The sequence below is a fragment of the Thiopseudomonas sp. SA1F2-1K genome, assembly GCF_057443035.1.
Map to the genome: position 1 here is coordinate 1364435 of NZ_CM172014.1, position 22197 is coordinate 1386631.

At 46.9% G+C, this 22197-nt stretch carries 20 protein-coding genes; 8 read left to right on the forward strand and 12 right to left on the reverse strand.

Annotation, left to right across the window (positions count from 1 at the left end; translation table 11 throughout):
- Positions 1-58: 58 nt before the first annotated feature.
- The 8 genes from AC2T15_RS06575 to AC2T15_RS06610 all read right to left on the reverse strand — a co-directional run bounded on the left by AC2T15_RS06575 (position 59) and on the right by AC2T15_RS06610 (position 11378).
- A complete protein-coding gene (locus AC2T15_RS06575; RefSeq protein WP_486777816.1) occupies positions 59-1267 on the reverse strand; it encodes an IS256 family transposase in 1209 nt (402 codons plus the stop codon).
- A 665-nt stretch (positions 1268-1932) separates the two neighbouring features.
- Positions 1933-2259: a hypothetical protein gene (locus AC2T15_RS06580; protein WP_286594490.1), complete on the reverse strand. Its 327-nt coding sequence runs from the start codon at positions 2257-2259 to the stop codon at positions 1933-1935.
- 184 nt (positions 2260-2443) lie between these two features.
- Complete coding sequence (locus AC2T15_RS06585) at positions 2444-3568, reverse strand: ABC transporter permease (protein ID WP_486777817.1); 1125 nt, start codon at positions 3566-3568, stop codon at positions 2444-2446.
- A gap of 1 nt (position 3569) precedes the next feature.
- Positions 3570-6311: a ribosome-associated ATPase/putative transporter RbbA gene (gene rbbA / locus AC2T15_RS06590; protein ID WP_486777818.1), complete on the reverse strand. Its 2742-nt coding sequence runs from the start codon at positions 6309-6311 to the stop codon at positions 3570-3572.
- Between the two features lie 4 nt (positions 6312-6315).
- A complete protein-coding gene (locus AC2T15_RS06595) occupies positions 6316-7377 on the reverse strand; it encodes an HlyD family secretion protein (protein ID WP_486777819.1) in 1062 nt (353 codons plus the stop codon).
- Between the two features lie 13 nt (positions 7378-7390).
- Entirely contained in the window at positions 7391-8878 is a 1488-nt protein-coding gene (locus AC2T15_RS06600) for an efflux transporter outer membrane subunit (RefSeq protein ID WP_486777820.1), read from the reverse strand.
- Positions 8865-9629: an enoyl-ACP reductase FabI gene (fabI, locus tag AC2T15_RS06605; RefSeq protein ID WP_053105652.1), complete on the reverse strand. Its 765-nt coding sequence runs from the start codon at positions 9627-9629 to the stop codon at positions 8865-8867. The genes AC2T15_RS06600 and fabI overlap by 14 nt, the downstream gene beginning before the upstream one ends.
- Before the next feature lie 3 nt (positions 9630-9632).
- Entirely contained in the window at positions 9633-11378 is a 1746-nt protein-coding gene (locus AC2T15_RS06610; protein ID WP_486777821.1) for a PHA/PHB synthase family protein, read from the reverse strand.
- Between the two features lie 195 nt (positions 11379-11573).
- On the opposite strand from AC2T15_RS06610, the gene AC2T15_RS06615 reads away from it, so the two are divergent.
- Positions 11574-12206, forward strand: coding sequence for a TetR/AcrR family transcriptional regulator (locus AC2T15_RS06615; RefSeq protein WP_486777822.1), 633 nt, complete (start codon positions 11574-11576; stop codon positions 12204-12206).
- Here the strand turns inward: AC2T15_RS06615 and AC2T15_RS06620 are convergent.
- On the reverse strand, positions 12203-12847 hold the full coding sequence (locus AC2T15_RS06620) for a MarC family NAAT transporter (protein WP_486777823.1): 645 nt from the start codon (positions 12845-12847) through the stop codon (positions 12203-12205). The two genes, AC2T15_RS06615 and AC2T15_RS06620, sit on opposite strands and share 4 nt — an antisense overlap.
- A 272-nt stretch (positions 12848-13119) precedes the next feature.
- On the opposite strand from AC2T15_RS06620, the gene AC2T15_RS06625 reads away from it, so the two are divergent.
- Complete coding sequence (locus AC2T15_RS06625; protein ID WP_373332572.1) at positions 13120-13548, forward strand: hypothetical protein; 429 nt, start codon at positions 13120-13122, stop codon at positions 13546-13548.
- Here the strand turns inward: AC2T15_RS06625 and AC2T15_RS06630 are convergent.
- Positions 13545-14435: a LysR substrate-binding domain-containing protein gene (locus tag AC2T15_RS06630; protein ID WP_486777824.1), complete on the reverse strand. Its 891-nt coding sequence runs from the start codon at positions 14433-14435 to the stop codon at positions 13545-13547. The two genes, AC2T15_RS06625 and AC2T15_RS06630, sit on opposite strands and share 4 nt — an antisense overlap.
- A gap of 126 nt (positions 14436-14561) precedes the next feature.
- On the opposite strand from AC2T15_RS06630, the gene AC2T15_RS06635 reads away from it, so the two are divergent.
- The 6 genes from AC2T15_RS06635 (at position 14562) to AC2T15_RS06660 (ending at position 21238) form a co-directional block, all read left to right on the forward strand.
- Complete coding sequence (locus tag AC2T15_RS06635; protein ID WP_053099699.1) at positions 14562-15662, forward strand: phosphonoacetaldehyde reductase; 1101 nt, start codon at positions 14562-14564, stop codon at positions 15660-15662.
- A gap of 2 nt (positions 15663-15664) precedes the next feature.
- The gene (gene phnD / locus AC2T15_RS06640; RefSeq protein ID WP_053099700.1) at positions 15665-16516 is read left to right on the forward strand and encodes a phosphonate ABC transporter substrate-binding protein; all 852 of its coding nucleotides are present in this window, start codon (positions 15665-15667) and stop codon (positions 16514-16516) included.
- Positions 16517-16577: 61 nt separating this feature from the next.
- Positions 16578-17408: a phosphonate ABC transporter ATP-binding protein gene (gene phnC / locus AC2T15_RS06645; protein WP_053099701.1), complete on the forward strand. Its 831-nt coding sequence runs from the start codon at positions 16578-16580 to the stop codon at positions 17406-17408.
- Positions 17408-18202, forward strand: a complete 795-nt coding sequence (gene phnE, locus AC2T15_RS06650; protein WP_053099702.1) for a phosphonate ABC transporter, permease protein PhnE — start codon at positions 17408-17410, stop codon at positions 18200-18202. Before phnC ends, phnE begins: the two co-directional genes overlap by 1 nt.
- Before the next feature lie 49 nt (positions 18203-18251).
- Entirely contained in the window at positions 18252-19064 is an 813-nt protein-coding gene (phnX, locus tag AC2T15_RS06655; protein ID WP_486777825.1) for a phosphonoacetaldehyde hydrolase, read from the forward strand.
- Positions 19065-19666: 602 nt separating this feature from the next.
- The gene (locus AC2T15_RS06660) at positions 19667-21238 is read left to right on the forward strand and encodes a multicopper oxidase family protein (protein ID WP_486777826.1); all 1572 of its coding nucleotides are present in this window, start codon (positions 19667-19669) and stop codon (positions 21236-21238) included.
- 124 nt (positions 21239-21362) lie between these two features.
- Here the strand turns inward: AC2T15_RS06660 and AC2T15_RS06665 are convergent, their stop codons facing one another.
- Together AC2T15_RS06665 and AC2T15_RS06670 are read right to left on the reverse strand one after the other, a co-directional pair.
- Positions 21363-21713 (reverse strand): DUF4377 domain-containing protein, encoded by a 351-nt coding sequence (locus tag AC2T15_RS06665; RefSeq protein ID WP_053099705.1) that lies wholly within the window; start codon positions 21711-21713, stop codon positions 21363-21365.
- 39 nt (positions 21714-21752) lie between these two features.
- Positions 21753-22190: a DUF411 domain-containing protein gene (locus tag AC2T15_RS06670; RefSeq protein ID WP_486777827.1), complete on the reverse strand. Its 438-nt coding sequence runs from the start codon at positions 22188-22190 to the stop codon at positions 21753-21755.
- Between the last annotated feature and the right edge of the window lie 7 nt (positions 22191-22197).

The window sequence follows — 22197 nt, forward strand, 5'->3', positions numbered from 1 at the left end:
GCAAAAATTTAGCTTCCAGTCTTTCGACCCTGTAAATGATTCTGTGTAACTGCCAAGGTTAAATATAATCTTTTAAGCGGTCTTCAAACTCAATCATAAATCGATTCAATGCCGGTTTCCAATCTCTGATCGGCATGGTCCACTTCTTGGACGCATTTTGGATTGCCAAATAGATGACTTTCTTAGCCGAGTCATCGGTTGGGAACAATTTACGTTTTTTGATGGCTTTGCGGATCACGCTATTCAGCGATTCAATGGCGTTGGTGGTGTAAATCACCTTTCTGATATCAGCAGGATAATTGAACAGGGTATTGAGGTTATGCCAGTGCGTCCGCCATGACTTGCTGATTTGTGGGTACTTGTCGTCCCAGTGCTCAGCAAATTGGTTCAGGGCGAGCAAGGCTTCTTCTTCGGTGACTGATTGGTATATTTGCTTTAACTCGGCGGTGACGGCCTTGTAGTCCTTCCAGGGCACATATTTGACTGAGTTGCGTACCATGTGAACGATACAAAGCTGAATTTGAGTCTCAGGGAAGACCGCATTAATGGCATCAGGGAAGCCTTTTAGCCCGTCAACACAGGCAATTAATATATCTTTTACGCCCCGATTTTGAAGCTCAGTGAGCACATTAAGCCAGAACTTAGCGCCTTCATTTTCAGACAGCCATAAGCCTAATAGCTCTTTTTGGCCTTCCATATTCACGCCTAGAGCAAGATAAACGGCTTTGTTGATAACATGCTTATCTTGGCGGATTTTAACCACAATGCAGTCCAGATAAACGATGGGGTAAACCGCATCCAGTGGCCGTGACTGCCACTCAACTACCTGATCAATAACGGCATCAGTGACTTTAGATATGAGGCTTGCAGACACATCTGCGCCGTACATTTCTTTGAAGGTATCGACAATTTCTCGTGTCGTCATGCCTTGGGCATAGAGAAAAAGGATTTTATCATCCATCGAGGTAAAGCGAGTTTGGTGCTTTTTCACCAGCTGCGGTTCAAAATCACCTTGTCGGTCACGTGGCGTATCCAGCTCAAACTGGCCGTCTTCAGTGCGCACGGTTTTGCGCGTGACACCGTTGCGGCTGTTTTCTGAGCTGGACTGCTCGTGCTTGCGATAGCCTAAATGTTCATCAAGCTCAACGCTAAGCGCTGCTTCAACCATCACTTTGGTGAGCATGGCTCGCATGTCTGTCAGGTCTTTTTCAGTTTTAATACCTTTTGCCGCTTCGCGTGCAAAGGCTTCGAGGTCTTTTTTGTTCATCGTCTGTTTATCCTTCCCGTTAGGGGTCAATGATAAACAGTTACACAGATTTAATTACAGTCTCAGTCTTTCATTTGCTCACTGTAAAACTCATTTGGTTCAGCTTAAAAGAAATTCTACGAGTAATCTGTATTATTTTATGGGGCAGTCACATCTACTATCTTCTTTTCCAGTCCAGTCGGTTAGATTTTTTTACATTCTTAAATACGAAGAGCTGGTTATTACTACAGATACGCCTTTGATGTGTGACTGATCGTAACGATGCTAAACAACTGGTTATTTTGGAAGCTTTTTCAACTTATTCAGGCGCCAGCTTCATTATAGTCGGCAATCAACGGTATTGGCATGATTGATTAACGACCTTTTCTGTAATCCCATAACCTCTAGGAGCCACCTTTCAGCCCATCAGAAATACACAGGCTGGTAGTTTAGATCTAAGATTTCGCCCTAAATTAGCATCGGTAAAGGCGCGGTGACTACAATTGGAGTGTTTCTAAATAAAAATGTTGCACCCTACTGCATTGTGGGCTGAAATCCTGCACAACTAATTAATCAACGGTTTATTGGTTAATAAATCTTCATGCCATTAGAAATGCAAATGTGGGATTGGCCGATAGCCAAGGCAGCAATCGGTACTGATGCAATCTTAGTTAATAGCGCGGCGCTTAATCGAATAACGGCTGCACTTCTAAGATCAAGTATGACCAGATAGCAGAGATGGCGATCAAGCCGACCAACTGTGCTACCACGCCAAATGCCAACTCGCTGAGTAATACATGATACAAAACTCTTTTTGATTTGATCTCTGGCATCACCCGATATAACACATACTGGCGATGCACAATATATAGCAAGATCAGTAGTACCACTAGGCTAAAAGTCGCATGCACAAGCACCGCCCGTTCATATAAAAACAGGCTGTATAAAGTACTACCGAAAATAATCGCCCAAGTAATCACGGTGGATGTATAAAGTATTTTAAATAGCTTCACTGCAATTCCTTGTATCCACTAAAGTTGAGTTTTTACTACTTTTAGTCACAATAAATCAGTGCTTAATGGAGTAGCTTGCAGCAACTTTTTTTCAAGCCCCCCTTCTACTGACAATTATTTATTCAAAAGCGGTTTAAAATTACTGATTAAGCCTGCTAGCAATTCACTAACAGGCTTAACACCTTTACGCCATCTGACTGATGGTTTTTCTAAAGCGTGCCAAAGACAGCATAAATAACACACTACCTATCACTGCTAATGCTAAAAACGGCTGCCACACTACACTTAGTCCAGCACCACGGTATAAAATTGCTTGGCTGAGACTAACAAAGTGCGTCGTCGGCGCTAACAACATAATGTACTGCACTAGTTCCGGCATACTTTCCCGTGGCGTTGAACCGCCAGACAACATATTCAGTGGCATCATGGTCAGCATCAGTAATAGACCAAACTGCGGCATGCTGCGAGCCAAGGTTGCCATATAAATACCTAGCGAGGTCATTGCAAATAAACATAAAGCAGCGCCAACCAAGAACAAGCCAACCGACCCTTCAATCGGTACATTCAGCAAGCCGCGCACCACAAAAGTTAGCGACAAGGCAGCCGCAACTAGCACCACCAAGCCCATTGACCAAACCTTAGACAGCATGATTTGCCCCGGTGTAACCGGCATCACCAATAGGTGTTCAATGGTGCCGTGCTCGCGCTCACGAATCAGCGCCGCACCGGTCAAGATAATCGACAGCATCGCTACCTGATCAATAATCTGCATCAAACTACCAAACCACGATTTTTCTAGAGTCGGATTAAAACGCGCTCGCAACACTAGCTCTACCGGCAGCCCAGCTGCACCACGATAACGCTGCACAAACTCGGTAACTTCGCTGGATAAAATCTGCTGAATATAACCATTACCTGTAAAGGCTTGGCTCATGCGCGTAGCATCAACGTTGAGCTGTAGCTCAGGATTTTTCCCCGCTAGCACATCTCGCTGAAAGTTTGGCGGGATATTAATCACAAAGGTAAAGTCACCTCGATCCATGCTGGGATCAACTTCTTGCAAGCTGATTAGCTGTGGCTGGGTAAAATTTGGCGGATAAAACGCACTAATAATTCGCGCTGATAAGGCGGATTGATCTTCATCGACAATCGCAATTGGCGCATTGGTTAAGGTATCTGGCACTGCTGTTGCTGAAGTGTAAACCGATGCAGTAAACACATAAACGATCAACAGCAGCATCATCGGATCGCGCGCCAGACTCCATAACTCTTTTTGTCCAAGGCGAAAAATTGTCTTTAAATTGCCCATGTTACCGCTCCTGTTTCTTCAGCAAGAAGATCGCCAGTCCAATAATCACTGGAATCGACCACATCATTGCCCACAGCGACCCCGTAACGTCTTGCAGAGCCAGCGCCTTGTTAAATACACCGCGACTAATCAAGAACATATGGGTAGCTGGATAAATCTCACCGACAAAGCGCGCGACGCCCTCCATCGAAGATACCGGGTTAAGTAATCCGGCAAACTGCATCGAAGGCACCAGAGTACCGACCATAGCAAAGAACATGGCGGCAATTTGACTGTTAGTAATCGTCGACGCCAATAAGCCCATTCCGGTGGAGATCACACAGAACATGAATACCGCTAGCGATAAGGCAAAGAAGCTGCCTTTAATGGGGACGCCAAACACGGTGACTGCCAGAAAACTCAGACATAAGAAGTTGAGCATGGCTAAACCGATATACGGCAATTGTTTACCTAACAAGAACTCAAAGCGCGTCACCGGCGTTACGTACAGGTTAACGATTGAGCCTAGCTCTTTTTCGCGTACCACCGCCAAGGCAGTGAGCATCGCCGGTAGCATTAATAGCAGCAGCGGAATCACCGCTGGCACCATCGCTGGCAAGCTCTTTACATCTGGGTTGTAGCGAAAACGGGTTTCAACGCGGGCGGTACTCGGCAGTTTAACCCCAGATTGCGCAATCTGGTCCATCAGCCATTGCTGGTGAATCCCTTGCACGTAACCCTGTACGGTTTCGGCACGGGTTGGCATGGCACCATCAATCCACGCCCCAATTTCTACTTGTTTACCACGCAAGATATCGCGCCCAAAACCCGATGGAATCTCGATCGCCAGCATAATTTCGCCGCTGCGCATACGCTGATCTAGGTCGGCATAATCGGTTATCGGTGGCTGCTCTATAAAGTAACGGGAGCCCGATAAGTTCAGGGTATAGTTTTGGCTAAAGGTAGTTTGATCACGATCCAACACCGCATAACGCAAGTCTTCAACGTCCATACTGATCCCAAAACCCATGACAAACATCAAGATCAACGAACCAACCAAGGCCAAGGTGGCTCGGACTGGGTCACGTTGTAGCTCCAGTGCTTCGCGCCACGTGTAACTCAGCAAACGCTGCAAACTAAAACGCTTCGGGCGTTGATTGGTGGCAGTCGCTGCCTCGATTGCCGGTGTGCTCGCTGGCTGATCACTGTCAGGCGTACCGCCGCCGGCTTCCAGCAGATAGCCGATAAAGGCTTGTTCTAAATCTTTAGCGCCACGTTTTTCCACTAAGCGTGCTGGTACATCACTATCCAGCACCTTACCGGCGTGCATCATCGACATGCGATCGCAGCGCTCGGCTTCATTCATAAAGTGCGTAGAAATAAAGATGGTTACCTTGTCGCGGCGGGATAACTCAATCAGCAACCGCCAGAAGTTATCGCGAGCAACGGGGTCAACGCCTGAAGTTGGCTCATCCAAAATCAGCAAGTCAGGTTTATGCACCATCGCCACCGCTAACGATAAACGCTGACGCATACCTAGCGGAATGCTATTTGGCAGGCTTTCCATGACCTGCTCTAAACCAAAGGATTTCGCTACTTCTGCCACGCGTGCGGCAATTTGATTAGCCGGCACATGGAATAGTTGAGCGTGCAAAACCAAGTTTTGCTTAACGGTTAATTCGCTATACAGCGAAAACGCTTGCGACATATAGCCAACGCGGCGGCGGGTATCAATGTTATCGGGATCAATTTCTTCACCAAATAACCATGCTTTACCTTCGGAAGCAGGCAATAAGCCAGTCAGCATTTTCATGGTGGTGGATTTGCCGCAACCGTTGGAGCCAAGGAAGCCAAAAATTTCACCACGGCGAATCCGAAACGAGACATTATCGACCGCGACAAAGTCACCAAAACGCATGGTTAAGCCTTCGGCTTCAATCGCAATATCATCGTCATTTACCACCAGCGGCGGAATCGTCACCGGCTGATAACCTTGCTTTTTCGATTCAGGCAAAAGATGAATAAAGGCGCTTTCTAACGAGCTGCTGTCGGTTTGCTCAAGCAGTGCTTGTGGGGTATCGGTGGTTAATATTTCACCGTCATCCATCGCCACCAACCAATCAAAACCTTGTGCTTCATCCATATAAGCGGTCGCTACCAGCACGCTCATATTGTTGCGCTCGCCACGAATCCGTTCAATCAACTCCCAAAACTGCGAACGCGCCAGCGGGTCAACGCCCGTGGTTGGCTCATCCAGAATCAGCAAATCTGGATCATGAATCAGCGCGCAGCAGAGTCCGAGTTTTTGCTTCATCCCGCCAGATAGTTTACCGGCAGGACGCGATAAAAACGGATGCAAGCCAGTGCTGCGAGTTAGATCATCAATACGGCGACGACGCTCAGCGGCGTTGTGCCCAAATAAGCGGGCGAAGAACTGCAAGTTTTCTTCAACTGACAGCGTGGGATACAGGTTTTTACCTAAACCTTGCGGCATATAGGCAATCCGTGGACACACCAGATCGCGGTGACGTTTGCTGGATATATCACCGCCGAGCACTTCCAATCGCCCTTGCTGAACCGCGCGCGCGCCAGAAATTAACGATAATAAGCTCGACTTACCCACCCCATCTGGACCAATCAACCCAACCATCAAGCCTGCGGGAATATCTAAATTGATCTCCCGTAACGCGCGGGTCTGGCCATAATTTAAGCTGAGATTTTCAATCCGGATTACTGACTCGGCTGTAGAAAACTTGCTGGACATTGACCTATTCCTGCACGTTAACAGTCAAGGAGGCTGGCCAATCCTGTTGCTTATCTACCTTGACCCACGCCTCACCCGGCAAACCGGTTTTAACTTGCTCAAGATGGCGAGTTAGCAGGCTCGGGGCAATCTGCGCTTTAACACGAAACATCAGTTTCTGACGTTCGCTGGCAGTTTCAACGGTTTTCGGCGTAAATTGCGCGGTGCTCGAAACAAATGACACCTTGGCAGGAATCACCAAATTCGGTGCCGCATCTAAGATAATCCGCACATCGCTGCCTAGTGCCACACGGCCGACAATGGTTTCAGGCAAGAAGAAGGTCATATAAACATCCGATAAATCGACGATATTCAATACCCGTCCACCGCTCGGTAACACTTCACCCGGTTGCGCTACGCGTAATTGCACACGTCCATCGCGCGGCGCTTTCAGTTCGCTATCATCAATTTCTACGCTAATCCGGCTGATGGTTGCTAACGCCGCTTCTACTCGTGCCGCTGCACCTACTTCTTGGGCTTTAGCTGCCGTTACCGCTGCTTGTCCGGAAACCACCTGCGCTTTAGCTGCCACTAATGCGGCTTGGGTGTTACGTACGCGCGCGCGGTCATCGTCTAACTCTTGCTGCGAAGAAGCGCCTTCTTTACTTAAGGTTTCTGAGCGGCGTAAACGGCTTTGCGCTGCATCGAGCTCAGATTCACGCTGCACTACAACCGCGCGGGCGGTGGCTACATCACTTTCACGCAATGCGGTTTGCGCTTCGGCAGCGGCGACACCCTGTAATGCTTCTTTGTGCGCTGCTTCTGCTTCCGCCAACTGAGCTTGTAAGGTATCAATTTGCATAATTGCCAGTGACTGACCGGCAGTGACTAGATCACCCTCTTGCACATGAATGGTTTCGATGCGCCCCGGCAATTTAGTGGCAATATCAATTTCTGTGGCTTCAATACGCCCGTTACCGCTGGCAAAACCTTCGCCTAAATCATTGCTGGTGTACTGTTCCCAACCGTACCAAGCTAATACTGCTACTAGCGCAACAACGCCAAGCAGAACAACATTCTTTTTCATAGCAAAAATAACCTTAAGGGGTAATGGTAGAAGAGGTGGCAGCATCACTATTGCCACCACCTAGTGCGGCATACAGTGCAATCTGACTATCCAGTAATAAGCGTCGCACCTGCACTAACTGTTGCTGTGCCGCTAGCAAATCACGCTGTGCATCTAATACTTCTAAGTAAGCTGCAGCTCCGCTGTCATAACGTAATTGTGCTAAATAGGCACGGCGGGTTTGCACCTCTAAGGCGGTTCGTTGCTGCTCTACTTGCTGGGTTAACCATTGGCGGGCAGATAACGCATCGGCAACCTCACGAAACGCTACCTGAATGGTCTTTTCGTAATTGGCGACCGCTAGATTGCTACGCACTTGCGCTAAATCTAAGCCTGCTTGACGGCGTTCACCATCAAAAATCGGCAGTGAAATGGTCGGCATAAAGGACCAAGCCCGGCTGCCACCATCAAATAAGCCATCGAGCTCAGCGCTAGCCGTGCCCCAATTACCAGTTAAAGCAATTCGTGGCAAAAACGCGGCACGCGCGGCTGTAATATTGGCGCGCGCGGCAACTAACTGATGCTCAGCAGCCATAATATCGGGGCGAGTAACCAGTAAATCGGCGGGTAAACCGGCGCTTAACTCAGCAAAGACCGCATCATCGCGTAACGCTTGCTCAGTATCTTGGATGCTCGGTAATTTAACCGGCGCACCCACTAGCAATGTGAGTGCGTGTGCTTGTTGAGCGCGCGCTTGCTCAAGCTGAGTGCCCAATGTGCGCGCTTGAATGAGCAAGGTTTCAACCTGTGCTAAATCGAACGCCGAGGTTGCTCCAACCTGATGGCGGCGACTAAAAATTCGGAAAGATTCTTCACGGCTGGCAATGGTTTGCTTGGCTAACGCTAAACGCTCATCTAGTTCGCGTAATCCCAAATAAGCATGCGCGACCTCAGCCACCAACGCCACCTGTACCGCTTGGCGTGCTTGCTCAGTCGCTAGATACTCTTGTAATGCCGCTTCTTTTAGGCTGCGTACGCGACCCCAAAGGTCTAGTTCCCAGCTGCTTAAACCAACATTTAATCCGTAATCGCCGCCCACTGCCGAGCGCCCGCTCGGGTTCATATCGCCCGGCACGCGTGCGCGCCCTGCTTGTCCACCAACGCCAAGGGTCGGGAATAACTCAGAACGCTGAATACCGTAAATTGCTTGCGCTTCTTCAACCCGCAATAGTGCCATCTGTAGATCGCGGTTATTGCCTAAGGCGGTTTCAATTAAGGATTGCAGTGGCGGATAAGCCACATAGCTGCGCCAGCTAAGTTGACTGGCATGGGGAGCATTTTGATTTTGGCGAACCTGTTCAGACCAGTCCGCTGCGACTGGAAAGCTTTTATTGCGTACTTCAACGCTTGGTGCACAACCACTAATCACCACCGCCAATAAACCGCTCATCGCAACCGATAAGCCCCGCTTGGCGAATCTATGCCAAACTACTGGCATCCCGCTAGTTTCAACTAAAGACATGGCATCCCCCGTCCACATACTGCACTGTGCCGGTTATAGCGCGCGCATCGTCACTGGCTAAAAAGGCACATAGTGGACCTACATCGTCAATAATTAGCGGACGCTGAATCGGCATACGCTGCTGACTATCCGCCAACAACCCTTGCAAGTCCACTAGTCCAGAGGCGGCGCGGGTTGGGATCACGCCAGGGGAAATGGTATTCACCCGAATTCCTTTTGCACCTAACTCGGCGGCTAGATAGCGTGCCGTGCACTCTAGCGCGGCTTTCACCGGCCCCATCATGCCGTAACTAGGCACCACCGACTGCCCACCTAAATAACTCATGGTAATAATGCTGCCACCTTGAGTCATAAGCGGTTCGGCGCGCTGTGCTAAACGAATCAAGGAATGACAGGAGATATCCATCGCCTGTAAGAATCCTTCACGCGAACAATCGACTACCCGACCATGCAAGTCTTGTTGCGGGGCAAAGGCAATCGAATGAATTAGAAAATCCAACTTGCCCCAACGCTCGCTGATTGCTGCAAACAATGCGTCAACCTGTGCTTCGTCGGTTACATCTAATGGCATCTGAATCGGCATTTGCAGCTGTTGCAGTAACGGCTCAACATACGGGCGTGAACGCTCCACCTGCCAAGTTGCTGCCAGCTCTGCACCTTCTGCATGCAAGGCTTTAGCACACGCCCAAGCAATACTATTATTGTTGGCAATACCGACAATTAAGCCTTTTTTTCCTGTTAATCGCTTCATTTATTACCTTACTTTTACATAGTCCCCAGGCGCAGCCGTCACTACTGCATAATCCTTACTGCCCATCGCTGGCGGGCGCTGCTGTTGCTTGCCAGAACGCGCTTGTAGCCAGCTCAGCCACTCCGGCCACCAAGAGCCTTGATGCTCAGGCGCAGCCGCCACCCATTCATCCGGCGACAGCGTGTGATCGCCCGCTTTACGCATGCGTACTTGATATTTGCGACGAGGGTGTCCGGGCGCGTTAACAATGCCGGCATTGTGTCCGCCATTGGTGAGCACGAAGGTGATTTCTGCAGGGCAGAAGTTATGTAACTTATACACTGATCGCCAAGGCGCAACGTGATCGGTAACAGTACCCACGCTGAAAATCGGCAATTTAATTGAATCTAAGCTAATGGGACGCCCACGCACCGGATAACGCCCTTGGCTAAGGTCATTATTTAAAAATAAACGGCGCAAATACTGTGAGTGCATTTTGGCTGGCATCCGCGTGGTATCAGCGTTCCATGCCATCAAATCATTCAGCGGACGACGCTCACCTAACAGGTACTCATCGACCATCGGCTCCCAGACTAGCTCGTAAGGTCGCAGCATCTGGAACGCACCCGACATTTGATCGCCGCGCAAGAAACCTGCTTGCGCCATTTGTGCTTCCAGCAACGCCACCTGACTTTCATCGATAAACAACGATAAATCGCCCGGTTCACTAAAGTCGGTTTGTGCGGTAAATAAACTCAGCGAGGCTAAACCATCGCCTTGCCCATCCCGAATCATCGCCGCCACGGCAATCGATAACAGGGTTCCGCCAATGCAATAGCCGGTGAGATGCACTTTTTGCTTGGGCACAATATTTTGCACTGCTTGCAAAGCTGCACCAAACCCAAGTTTAAGGTATTCATCCATGCCTAGATCGCGGTCATCGGCATCAGGGTTCTTCCAAGAAATACAGAACACCGTATAGCCTTGATCAACCAAATACTTAACCAGCGAGTTATGTGGTGATAGATCGAGTACGTAGTACTTCATGATCCATGCCGGCACCACTAAAATCGGCTCGGGATGCACGTGTTCTGTGGTTGGCGTGTATTGAATCAGCTCAATTAGCTCATTACGCAGAATCACCTGACCTTCGGTCACCGCAACCTGCTCACCCACCACAAAATCTTCGGTACCCACGGGGGGTTCTTTAGCGAGTTGACGACGGGTATTTTCTAAAAAGTTAGCAAACCCACGCTGCAAATTAGCGCCACCTTCTTTAGCGGTGCGCTGCAATACTTCAGGGTTGGTAAAGAAATTATTGTTCGGTGCACCCATGGCTAATAACTGCTTAGCGCCAAAGGCTAAGAGTTTTTCGTGATGAGGTTTTACTCCCCACACATCTTGAGTCGCCTGTTGCCACCATTGCTCTTGCAGCAAGTAGGACTGCATAAAGGCGTTGTAAGGCCACTGCTGCCAAGCTTGATCGCTGAAACGTCGATCTGGTTTTATAACTGAGATGGGGTCTGAGCTATCAGTTTGGTTATATGTGCTATCTTTGCTACTTTTTAAATTCGCTTGCAGTTCTTGGGTCATTTCTAGCGCTAAATTTATCAGTTCGGCCTGCTTGCCCGGACTCACTGCTAAATGCGATACCCAATCAACCCATGCGACTAATGCTGACTCAGGAGATACTGAATTCCATATTTTTGACCACATAGCATGTGCTTGTTGATCAAGTTTATCTGCCGACCACTGCTCTGAAGTACTCAATAGACTGTCCTCTCTGCTCTTCCCTTAAAGCGACCACTTGTTCGTATTGCGATTGCATAATACGTCCGCTAAGTCGTATATACAAGCTGAGACCGACACTCATAAAATGACCAAACAGTCTTTTTTTAAACTTTTAATGGTTTTTTAATCTAAACGCTGCAAAGCTTTAATTTCTAACAAGAGGAGCATTATTCGTTGACTGCTAATACTGAAAACCCTAAGCCTCGTCATTACCTTCCAAGCGAACAGCGTAAAAAGGATCTATTAGACGCCGCACTGGTGGAGTTTTCTGAGCACGGCTATGTGGCAGCGACCATGTCCAAAATTGCGACTCGCGCCGGTCTATCTAAAGCGGGCGTGTATGCGCACTACAAAAGTAAAGATGAAATGTTTGAAGAGCTGCTGATGCAGCTGCTGAAGCCATCGACTCCGCCCAGTAACTGGCTACTCAATGATGAACTACCGCTGACCGAAGCGATTGATAACTTTATCAGTAAAATTTATGAGCCTTTAGAAGATCCTAAAGTGATGGCAATGATTAAACTGCTATTCGCTGAAGGCTCGCGCGCCGTATCTCTGATCCGCCGCTGGCGCGATGAAGTGATTGTGCCGCACTTAGAAGAGCAGCAAAAAGTGATCGATGACTGTGTTGCTAAAGGCTTGATTCGCAATAGCGTAATGGCACGTTACTTCCACCTAAACATGGCACCCCTATTACTAGAGGTGCAAGAAAGACTCATGTTTGGTGAAACTCTCACCCTACGCGATGCCCGCACGATTCGTGAGATCCATCGTGATTTACTGTTAGATTTATTAGCAGTACGTTAAAGCTGGCTAATCACTTCTAGCACGCCATTAATCACAAATTGCACTGCCATACACACTAATAAAAAACCCATGATGCGTGAAATCGCATCAATTCCGCCCTTGCCGATCCACTTCATAATATGCGGTGCACCACGTAAGCACTGCCATAAAATCAGCGATGTGATTAAGAAAATCACTGGGGGCGCTAACCATAGCGCCCACTGATTATAATCCTGATTATTGTGTACCGTAGAGGCTGCGCTAATAATCATCGCTAAGGTACCTGGCCCTGCAGTGCTAGGCATCGCCAACGGTACAAACGCCACGTTCTGACTATTATCTACCAGCTTTTCGGCAGAGGTATCTAAGTTGGATTCGCGCGGAAACAGCATGCTAAAGCCGATATAGCAGACAATAAGACCACCAGCGATGCGTAAACCGGGAATCGAAATCCCGAAAACACTCATCACCGCCTGCCCTGCATACCAAGCCACTATCATCAAGATAAACACGTACAGCGAGGCCTTCCACGCCTGCTCGCGCATCTTTTCTTTGCTCATCTTCTTGGATAAAGCTAAAAACAACACCACCGTAGTTAGTGGATTAGCCAAGGGCAGAATGCCCATTAAGCCCATCGCTACTAAATTGATAAAATCCAACATCTGCTGCACATACCCACTGCTGACTGCTTGATTTTTAGTCGCCGAACCATACAAAGCGACCAATGATTCGTATTTGCGCGCAGCATACGTTTGCCTGATTTTATATACAAGCCAGCGTGCGGCTAAAAACGCTGACTTGCCAACCCAAGCACTTGTTAAACTAGGTGTAGGGAACTCAGATTACGTTTTCTTATCTGAACTCCATGCTTATTAATGGGTGACGACAATCGTTTTCGCTGCTCACTCAACTGCCAAACCACCGGAGATCCATCTTGAAAAACAAAATCGTTATCGCTGCTAGCTTATTTACCGCTCTAGCAGTTAGTGGTTGCGCCACTGAATCTTCTAACAACGCGGACCCTCTCATTCTCAAGCAGCCAACCCACTATGTTGACGATGGCTACAGCTTGCGTGAACAAGGCGCGGACTGGGTAATGGTGACAGCTACTCCGTTAGCGGACTCACAGTTACAGATTGCGGTTAAGTCTCGCTCGGACATTAAAAAGCCGACCTGCACCTACAACGCCACTGCGCGCTTTAATCCAAAGACTGGCGCCTATGAGACCAATGAAAATGGGCAAACCATCTCCTTCACCCTTAGCGACCAGCAGTTAGCAATTGATGGCACAGACAGCAATCTGCTGCATTACTATTGCTCTGGCGGCGCGACCCTGAAAGGTACTTATCAGCAAGCCAACTAAGGCTCGGCTGGCTGAGTAAGCTGCAACTGATGTTGCTCGGCGCAGGCAATCATGCTTTGAATAATCGGCACTGCCTCTAAATCCTTGGAGTACACCAAGTAGGATTTAGAGGTTTGCTCTAAATCGGCAATGCTAACCGCAGTAATGCTCTCGTGAGGCTGCAACTCATGCGCTCCCACATAACTAATACCTAAGCCATGAATACTGGCAGCGCGTACTCCTTCGCGGCTACCAACCTCAATTTGCGACTTTAAAACAATCGACTGCTCGATCAGCGCTTTTTCAAAAATAGTGCGCGTGGTTGACCCTTGCTCGCGATGAATGACCGGCACCGTTTCTAACTCTTTCAATAACACACTATCGCGCTGTGCAAATGGATGACTATTGGGCACTACCAGCACTACCGGTTGCTCTTCTAGTTTGAGAGAAACCAAACGCTCGTGTGGATCGCGATAGGCCAACATGCCCACATCAAAGTCGCCATTGAGCAAACCTTGGCGAATCACCAATGAACCACCAGTAGTCACCTTGATATCAATTCCTGGGTGCTTTAAATAAAAGCTTTCAATCAACGGCATCGCAGCGGCTGGGCTGACCACTCCAAAATTTAAGGTACCGGAAATTAAACTACCCTGAGAAATCAGTAGTTTCTTAGCGCGGTCCTCTAATGAGAAAATCGCCGCGGCATACTGATACAAGGCTCTGCCAGCCTCAGTTAAACGATTGTTATTGCGCTGCCGATAAAACAACAGCACCCGATATTGCTCTTCTAAGTCTTTGATTTGCTTAGTAATAGTTGGCTGAGAAACATGTAAATACTCCTCAGCTTTCGCAAAACTGCCTAACTTTGCCACCGCATAAAAAGACCGTAACTGTGTCTGACGCATATGCTAACCCAACATAGTTTTTATATATGTTGAGGTTAATTAAATAGTATTTATATGACATAACCGTGTCATACAGTTTCCTTAAGCTAGTCACCAATGAATCAATTCTGCTTAAGGTTGGCGTGTATGTGGCAGTTTCAAAACCCTGTAAAAATCTATTTTGCGAATGGCTCAATCAACTACCTCGACAAAGCACTTAGAGGTCGAAAGTATGCCATCGTTACTTACAATAATGCATTCTTCGATAACTTAAGTCAGCACATCAGTAACTCCTTTGATGGCTGCTTAGCGGTGTTAAATCAGATACGTGAAAACCCTGATGTACAAGATTTAGGTGAAATCTGCCTCGCTTTTAGACCACATATGGATGATGTAGAAGTGCTGGTTGCGCTCGGCGGTGGTTCAGTAATTGACACCACTAAAGCCTTGGCGGTAGCTAAAGGTTACTCAGAGCGCGTAGTGCGCGTGCTAGAAGCCGGTGGCAAAGTTGATTCTCCACTGCCAATTATTGCCGTACCTACCACCACCGGTACTGGCAGCGAAGTTACCAGTTGGGCAACTATTTGGGATAAGAAAAACAATCGCAAATTCTCGTTAAATGATCCGGAACTCTATCCGGAAGCAGCCTTTTGCGATCCGGTTCTAACCCAATTTTTGCCGATTGAGCTGACAGTACAAACTTCCCTAGATGCGCTGTCCCACGCAATGGAAAGCATCTGGAATAAAAACAGTAATCCAGTTTCATTTGTGCACGCTAAACAAGCGATTGAGTTGATTTTAAAGGTGCTCCCAGAGCTGCCGATTAGTTCAGCCAATCTTGAGCTGCGAGAAAAAATGATGCTGGCATCACTGCACGCAGGTTTGGCGTTTTCTAACACCAAAACCTCGATTGCCCACAACATTTCCTATGCCGTTACTCTTGATAAAAAGGTACCGCATGGAATTGCTTGTTCGTTCACCCTACCGAGCGTTTTGGCATCGTTCAACGAAAGCCAATGTGCTGTAGCACATAATTTACGGCAGATTTTCGGTAGTGACCTAATCGAAGCAGCCAATGAATTACGTATTTGGATCGAGAGTCTCGGTGTGTATACAACGCCCGAAGAGTACGGCTACACCCAAGAACAGTGGTTTGCACTAGTCAACGATGCCCTACAAGGAGAACGAGGTAAAAACTTTGTAGGCAGTTCAGAGCAACTTATCCAATCCTTTAATCAGGGAGCTTAAACATGTTGTTTAATAAATTCTTCGCCCAAACGACCCTTGCAGCATCTTTGTGTATTTCTGGCCTTAGCGCACAAGCCATGGACGACTTAAAGATGGCACTGATTCCTGCTGAAGACTCACGTGCAATGCTAAAGCAAAGCCAAGTATTAATTGATCAGCTCAGCGAGAAGCTCGGCGTTAAAGTCGAAGGCTTTGTGGCAACTGACTATAACGGTGTGATTGAAGCACTGCGTGCTGGACACGTTGATATCGCTTATCTTGGCCCATTTTCTTATGTCAAAGCTGCAGAAATTGCCGATGTAGAAGCTTTTGCGGTAGCAGAAACTGCTAGTGCTGGTTCAGTGGCCTATCACAGCCAAATCATTGCACCAACCAGCGCTAAAGACATCAATGACCTCAAAGACTTACAAGGCAAAAACTTTGCTTTTGTTTCTCCAACCTCTACCTCGGGCTACATTGTGCCAATGGTTGGTTTAAAAAAAGCTGGGATTGAGCCGCGTGAATATTTCCAAAACGTGATTTATACCGGCGCGCATGATGCCAATATTTTAGCGGTAAAAAATAATCGTGTAGATGCTGCGACCGTAGCTGACCGCATCATTGATTCGGCAGTAGCCAAAGGCATGATCAGTAAAGACGAATATAAAGTCCTGTGGCGTTCCGATTCCATTCCTGAGTCACCAATGGTTTGGCGTAAAGCCTTGCCTGAAGCTGATAAGCAAAAAATCAAAGAAGCTTTTTTATCAATCAAAGATGTTGAATTCGGCGACCAAGGCATGGTTAGCCGATACGTTGAAACTAACGATAAAGCCTATGATCCAGTTCGTGAAGCAACGGCTCTAACTAAAGAGTAATTAGTCAACAGTTAAGCAATGACTATGCGTTCAATAGCCATTCAACATAAGAGAAGTCACCATGTTAAGCATCAAGAATTTACATAAGTCATATGGAGAGAATGCCGTATTAAAAGGCATTGATTTATCCATTAAAGAAGGCGAATTTGTAGTGATCCTCGGTCCATCGGGCGCAGGTAAATCTACCTTACTACGCTGCATCAACCGTCTAACCGAAACTACTAGCGGCGATATTTTTCTCAATGGCAATAATATTGCCCATGTCCAAGGCGATGATCTAGTGCAGTTGCGCCAATCAATTGGCATGATTTTCCAACATCATAATCTCAGTAAACGTCTCACCGTACTTAAAAACGTATTGATCGGTCGTATGTCACGCCTACCAGCATGGAGTAGTGTCTTGCAATTATTTCCAAAAGCAGATATTGACGCCGCTCGCGAATGCTTAAAGCAAGTAGGGTTAGAAGAAAAGCTATACGCGCGTGCTGATAGCCTCAGCGGTGGTCAGCAACAACGAGTGGGAATTGCCCGTGCCCTCGCGCAAAATCCGCAGCTGATGCTCGCTGACGAGCCGGTGGCCAGCCTTGATCCCCAATCCTCACGCACGGTTTTAAACTATATTCAACAAAGCTGCAAACAACGCAATATCTCAGTACTGTGCAATTTGCATCAAATTGACTACGCAATGGAGTTTGCCGAACGAATCATCGGTATTTCTAACGGTAAAGTGATTTTTGACGGACTCCCAGAACATCTGACACCAGCAATTATTGGTGAGATTTACCCTGGGCTGAAAGATAACAGTATTGATCGATTAGTAGAGCGTATGGCCAAAGAACGCTTAGCCGCTCGTAACCCAAAGCTCCAGACTAGCCAGCAAAAGGTAGCCTAATGAAACACTTAAAGCTGCTTGTACAAAAACCAAAATATGGTTGGTGGTCATTCTTACCACTACTGATCATTATTTACGCGATATTACATTGGTCGGCAGTCGGCGCGCGCATGAGCTTTAGCGACCTAGCTGCGGGCTTACCTTGGATTGGCGACTTTTTATCACGCATGTTGCCGCCAAACCTTTCCTACATTACTGAAAGCCTGATCGAACCGGCAATCCAGACCGTACAAATTGCCTTATGGGGTACCGTCTTAGCCGTGTTGATTGCCATTCCATTATGTTTTTTAGCCGCTAAAAACATCTCACCGAATGCGGTGGTGTATCAGTTAACGCGTCAAACGCTAAATATTTTCCGTGGTATTAACGAGTTAATTTTAGCGCTGATTTTCGTCGCAGCGGTAGGGTTAGGTCCATTCGCTGGGGTGCTCGCACTCGCATTACACGGTGCGGGCATGGTCGGTAAATTTTTTGCAGAAGCGATAGAGGAAATGGATCAGGGACCGGTCGAGGCAATGCGTGCGTCAGGCTGTTCAAAGTTACAAGTAATTATCTTTGCAGTGATTCCACAGGTATTCCCAGCATGGATCAGCATCATCTTATACCGCTTAGAAGCCAATATTCGCACCTCTGCGGTACTCGGCATGATCGGTGCCGGGGGTATTGGTTTTGAGCTAATGACGTCGATGAAAATGTTTGAATACAATGATACCGCGGCCTGCATACTGGTGATCCTCGGCTTAGTATTCATGACTGACATCATGTCATCCAAACTGCGTCAAGCAATACGTTAATTTTTAACTACAGTTTTTTAATCTGATCACAAATAATAGGTGTAAGCACATGAGTAAGTCAGTTGAAGCAATTATTTTAGACTGGGCTGGTACCGTTGTAGATTTTGGTTCCTTTGCCCCTACGCAAGTTTTCGTCGATGCATTTGCCCAAGCTTTTAACTTCAAAATTAGCTTACAAGAAGCTCGTGGTCCAATGGGACTGGGGAAAATCGATCATATTCGAGCCCTGCTAAAAGAGCCGAATATTCGTCAGCGCTGGGTTGATCAATTTGCTAACGAGCCAACTGAAGAAACGGCACAACAAATTTATCACACTTTTATGCCACTACAGATTACCAAAGTGGTGCATTTTGCTGAACCAATCGCCGGCGCCATGGATGCTATCAGCACCATTAAAGCGCAAGGTATTAAAGTCGGTTCTTGCTCAGGCTACCCGAAGCCTGTAATGGATGCCTTAGTCCCCGCTGCTGCTAAGTACGGCTATCAGCCAGATTGCGTGGTGGCAAGTGATGAAATCGCCGCAGGTTCACGTCCAGGACCTTGGATGGCATTAAAAAATGTTATCGAATTAGGCGTGATGAATGTTGCACACTGCGTTAAAGTCGATGATGCTGCCGCTGGTATAACCGAAGGTTTAAATGCTGGTATGTGGACCGTTGGTCTATCCGTATCAGGTAACGAGTTTGGCACTACTTTTGAACAGTACCAAGCCATGACTCAAGAAGAGATCCAGCAGCGTAAGCTGATTGCTGAAGATAAACTCAAAGCGGCAGGCGCACATTATGTGATTGAAACCCTTGCTGACTTACCCAACGTGATCGAACACATCAATCAGCGTTTAGCTAATCAAGAAAAGCCTTAATCGCTCTTTAGTGAGCCGATCACCTGAAAACGTTGTCTCTAGGCAACGTTTTTCACATTAGCTGCTTAATCTTATTAATATTTTGTTAATCATAGTTGTTAAAGCTATATTAACTCGACCCTTGGATTAACTCTGGAACTACTGGGGCTAATTCAGCTAGCATTTTTGGTGATAAATACGCTTATGCTTCCAACGAATATCTCAAGCTCTAGAAAAGAACGACGCTTAAATGCGGTCGTTTGGGGGCTGTTATTCGTGCTCGCATTGTTCCTCAACTTACCTAACCAACAAACGCAATCACATATCTCTACTGCTCAACCTGATGTAAATTGTGCGCATTGCCTACACCATTCAAAGTCAGCAGAACCTGATATCTGCTGTCTGGCTACCAGCAGTTGTATCAGCTGCTTTGCAGTAATTAAAACTAATGAGCCACCTAATTATTTTCAACCGCATAGCTTGTTAATACGAGGCAGTAATTTACTCTCTCCTCAAAACTATCTAGTCCCCCTACTTCCCCCTCCTAAACAGGATTACAGCTAATTACCCGCTCGATTTTTTGAGCAATCACATCAATAGCTTTAACCAAATTAGGAAATACTATGAAACGTAGAACTCTAGTACAAATGCTGGGTGGTGCCTCGCTATTAGCGACTGGTGTTGGACAAGCTGTAGCTCGTGGCATGATGGGCTCAAGTCATCACGCAGAAATGATGCACGATATGCAAGGCATGCATCATATGGACGATATGCAGGGCATGATGCACGGTACGGCAAACTTAATGCCGTTGAATAAAATGCCCAGTCAGCAAAAGCTACAACGCTTGCCGCTGCTAAAAAACCAAAGCAATCAACCACGCTTATTTAAAGCAACTCTTGAGGCTAAGCCTGTCAAGCTCACCCTTGCTGACCGTAAGCAAACTGAAGTATGGGCATACAATGGACAAATCCCAGGCCCTCAAGTTGTCGCTTTTGAAGGCGACACCGTAGAAATTAATTTTATTAACTCCTTGTCCCAACCCAGCACTATTCACTGGCATGGCCTACCTGTACCGCCTGATCAAGATGGTAATCCACATGACGCAGTTGCGCCTGGTGAAAGTCGCCTCTATCGCTTTACCTTACCCAAAGGATCTGCAGGTACTTATTGGTATCACCCTCACCCCCACGGCTATGTATCAGAGCAAGTGTTCAGAGGGTTAGCTGGCAGCTTTATTGTTAAAGCTAAAGATGATCCTTTAGCCCACCTTACTGAACAACATTGGTTAATTTCGGACCTTCGTTTAGACGCCCAAGCAAACATTCCACAAAATACTATGATGGACTGGATGAATGGCCGTGAAGGACAATTCGTCCTCATTAATGGACAGCTTAATCCGAAAATTTCGATTAAATCGGGAGAGCGTATTCGCATTTGGAATGCTTGTTCAGCGCGGTATCTAAAGCTTGAAATCCCTAACTGCAGCTGGATTTTAGTAGGGACTGATGGCGGTCTTTTAGAACAACCACGTCCTGCAGCAAAAACCTTATTTATTGCACCGGCTGAACGAATTGAAGTGATCGTACATACCGATACTGATCAATCGTCACAGTTAATGAATCGGTACTACGATCGCCAAAAGATGATGGTAAAAGAGTCCGCAATTGATTTAGAGCTAGCCTCCATCAACGTAAAGGCGACGAACTATAAACTACCAAACCAGTTACGCTCTATTACTGACCTTGGTACAGCCACTGCAACTAAAAAAGTCGAGTTTTCTGAAGCTGCTATGGACCATGACACTATGCCTATGCACGGCATCATGGATGGCGGCCATGACATGTCAATGCACATGCTCCAGAGCATGTTCATGGTTAATAGAAAAACTTACGATATGCAGCGCATGGATCTCACCAGCAAACAAGGTGAAGTAGAAGAATGGGAAGTGTTTAATAACTCCCATATGGACCATCCATTCCATTTGCATGGCACACAGTTCGTGATCACTAAGCGCGTATTAAATGGTCAAGAAATTCCAGAAGCCTTCAAGGCCTTACGGGATACCTTTAACCTAAAACCTTACGAACGTGTGACCTTTAAAGTTAAACAAAACGATAAAGGATTACGACTGTTCCACTGTCATATTTTAGAGCATGAAACTCTAGGCATGATGGCTAACCTCAATGTAGTCTAAAGCAACCTTTAAAAACTACGTCCTGTACTCACGGGGCGTAGTTTTAGATGACCCTATAGAAAGTTTCATCTAGAAAAATTGATTTGTACTTCCCTGTACTTGCTCCCTTGCCTCATTTGAGTAGCTACTCTTTAGTGGCGGAAGGCTGCTTTACTTTTTCAACAATTGAAATCAACGTATAACGCTTAGAAGAAGCGTCAGCAGGTGGGTTTTCCACATCTTCTACTTGGACTTTCAGTTTATATCGATAGCCTGGTTCGTACTGAAAACCTGCTATTTGACTGTAAAAATAGCTCCATTCCTCTGTCGTATCACGCTTAATCTGCATGCACTTCATTGGCGCTACACCGGTACAGTCAGCTAAATTTTCTTTGATGTAAAATATTTCTTGGTCAGGTTTCTGGCTCTTGTCACCCGTCTCGCAAGCCGTCAATCCACCTAGTAGAGCTATCCCTAAAAATAAGGCTCGTTTCATAGTTCATCTCCTGGTGTTAAATCCCACTCACTACAGGCTTTACAGGTGCATGTACAAACCAGATGGATTACTCGAATGATCTAGTTCGAGTACACGTAAACTCCCCTTCTTTTCTGGCCCCATACCCGGAGAATTTATTGGCATGCCCGGCAACGCGATACCTTTAATGTCTGGCTGCTCTTTGAGCATACGCTCAATAGCTACTACCGGAACATGACCTTCCACTACATAGTTTTCGATCTCTAACGTATGGCAGCTTGCTGCCTTATGAGTTCCTAACTTTTGCTTAACCGGTAACATATTAGAATGATCAATTAAGGTGACTTTATAGCCATTTTCTTCCAAGTAATGTGCGTACTCAGTGCAACACCCACAAAATGGGTCTTTATGCATTGTCACTTCGACAGGCTGATTAGCTTGCGCTACAACGCTAAACAAGGCTCCAAAACCAGCGACCATACTCACAACTTTTGACATAAACACA

What these genes read in the sequence shown, in the direction of transcription:
- AC2T15_RS06585 (WP_486777817.1), bottom strand. Translation starts at nt 3,568, where the DNA reads ATGGGCAATTTAAAGACAATTTTTCGCCTTGGACAAAAAGAGTTATGG.
- AC2T15_RS06600 (WP_486777820.1), bottom strand. Translation starts at nt 8,878, where the DNA reads ATGTCTTTAGTTGAAACTAGCGGGATGCCAGTAGTTTGGCATAGATTC.
- rbbA (WP_486777818.1), bottom strand. Translation starts at nt 6,311, where the DNA reads ATGTCCAGCAAGTTTTCTACAGCCGAGTCAGTAATCCGGATTGAAAAT.
- phnC (WP_053099701.1), top strand. Translation starts at nt 16,578, where the DNA reads ATGTTAAGCATCAAGAATTTACATAAGTCATATGGAGAGAATGCCGTA.
- AC2T15_RS06635 (WP_053099699.1), top strand. Translation starts at nt 14,562, where the DNA reads ATGTGGCAGTTTCAAAACCCTGTAAAAATCTATTTTGCGAATGGCTCA.
- AC2T15_RS06575 (WP_486777816.1), bottom strand. Translation starts at nt 1,267, where the DNA reads ATGAACAAAAAAGACCTCGAAGCCTTTGCACGCGAAGCGGCAAAAGGT.
- fabI (WP_053105652.1), bottom strand. Translation starts at nt 9,629, where the DNA reads ATGAAGCGATTAACAGGAAAAAAAGGCTTAATTGTCGGTATTGCCAAC.
- phnD (WP_053099700.1), top strand. Translation starts at nt 15,665, where the DNA reads ATGTTGTTTAATAAATTCTTCGCCCAAACGACCCTTGCAGCATCTTTG.
- AC2T15_RS06620 (WP_486777823.1), bottom strand. Translation starts at nt 12,847, where the DNA reads ATGTTGGATTTTATCAATTTAGTAGCGATGGGCTTAATGGGCATTCTG.
- AC2T15_RS06630 (WP_486777824.1), bottom strand. Translation starts at nt 14,435, where the DNA reads ATGCGTCAGACACAGTTACGGTCTTTTTATGCGGTGGCAAAGTTAGGC.
- phnX (WP_486777825.1), top strand. Translation starts at nt 18,252, where the DNA reads ATGAGTAAGTCAGTTGAAGCAATTATTTTAGACTGGGCTGGTACCGTT.
- AC2T15_RS06665 (WP_053099705.1), bottom strand. Translation starts at nt 21,713, where the DNA reads ATGAAACGAGCCTTATTTTTAGGGATAGCTCTACTAGGTGGATTGACG.
- AC2T15_RS06660 (WP_486777826.1), top strand. Translation starts at nt 19,667, where the DNA reads ATGAAACGTAGAACTCTAGTACAAATGCTGGGTGGTGCCTCGCTATTA.
- AC2T15_RS06595 (WP_486777819.1), bottom strand. Translation starts at nt 7,377, where the DNA reads ATGAAAAAGAATGTTGTTCTGCTTGGCGTTGTTGCGCTAGTAGCAGTA.
- phnE (WP_053099702.1), top strand. Translation starts at nt 17,408, where the DNA reads ATGAAACACTTAAAGCTGCTTGTACAAAAACCAAAATATGGTTGGTGG.
- AC2T15_RS06670 (WP_486777827.1), bottom strand. Translation starts at nt 22,190, where the DNA reads ATGTCAAAAGTTGTGAGTATGGTCGCTGGTTTTGGAGCCTTGTTTAGC.